Annotated in this window: 1 protein-coding gene; it reads left to right on the plus strand. The window is 69.7% G+C overall.

Annotated elements, in window-relative coordinates:
- Positions 1 to 254: sugar phosphate nucleotidyltransferase (locus KVS71_RS17905; RefSeq protein WP_254635909.1), on the plus strand; the 254-nt coding region annotated here is incomplete at both ends.

A 254-nucleotide genomic window follows, 5' to 3' on the forward strand; every position in this document is an offset into this window, starting at 1 on the left:
GTGGATCGGTCCCCACCAGGTCATTGGGTTGGACTGCCGGCAGATGCCGGAGGCGCCCATGGAGTCCGGCAGGAGGGCGCCGGTCGCCGGCATCCGTCAGCCGCTCGCTCTGGCGTCCCAGTTCGGGGTCATCGACGCCGACCCGGAACCCGGGCGGATCCGCCAGTTCCTGGAGAAGCCGACCAACGCCACGGGTCTCGCGGACTCCCCGCACGAGGTCCTGGCCTCGATGGGCAACTACATCTTCGACACCG

The organism is Microbacterium sp. GbtcB4 (genome assembly GCF_019091465.1).
Taxonomy (GTDB): domain Bacteria; phylum Actinomycetota; class Actinomycetes; order Actinomycetales; family Microbacteriaceae; genus Microbacterium; species Microbacterium paraoxydans.